General features: G+C 48.6%; 1 protein-coding gene. It reads left to right on the top strand.

The features are described from left to right. Positions 1-79: 79 nt before the first annotated feature. Positions 80-786 (top strand): IS21-like element helper ATPase IstB (gene istB / locus H1S01_RS20495; RefSeq protein ID WP_207732447.1); only part of this gene is annotated, 707 nt, incomplete at its 3' end.

The raw sequence follows: 786 nt of genomic DNA, 5'->3' as shown, positions 1-786 counted from the left end.
TATGGCCAGAGAAATTACAGGGGCAAGCCCCCCGTCGGGCACTGAGCGAGTACACTCAATGTTTCAAAGGAGCGTGACCATGAGCACCGGATCTCTTCTTGACGAATTGTTACAACAATGCCACTTTCAACAACGCAGCGACGATCTGGGGCCCATGGCCCATCAAGCAGCGAAGTCCGAAATTCCGTACTTGACCTTCCTCGAACAGGTGCTTACGGCAGAAGTAACCGTTCGGGACGAAAAGAATATGGAATCCAGACTCAAACAAGCTGGATTTCCCTATATTCGTACGTTAGAGGAATTTGACTTTGCCTTCCAGGCATCGCTATCGAAACGGCATATCCAACAGCTTACCACGATGCAATGGGTGGACAATGCGTTCAATTTATTTTTCTTAGGACCTCCAGGAACTGGGAAAACCCACCTTTCGGTCGCTATTGGGCTAAAAGCGGTAAACCAGGGCTATAAAGTTCGCTTTATTTCCATGGATCAACTGGTGACGGCCTTTCGCAATGAAGCCAGTGACCCAAAAGCCCAACGGACCTTACGCGCCATCCGAAAAGCAGACTTGGTCATCATCGATGAACTTGGATTTCTGCCGGTGACACGTACGGAGGCCAATCAGTTCTTTCAACTGGTGAATGACCTATACCAGAGAACTTCCATTGTCATTACTTCAAACAAGAGCTTTGAAGAGTGGACGGAAGTCTTTGGGGATAACGTAATCACCACGGCGATCCTCGACCGATTAGTGCATCATAGTGAACTCTTCTCTCTTTCGGGGGA

The organism is Heliobacterium chlorum, from assembly GCF_014502795.1.
In the GTDB taxonomy this organism is placed as follows: Bacteria; Bacillota; Desulfitobacteriia; order Heliobacteriales; family Heliobacteriaceae; genus Heliobacterium; species Heliobacterium chlorum.
The sequence above is the reverse complement of the archived record's forward strand: the minus strand, read 5'-3'. Positions and strand labels throughout refer to the sequence as shown.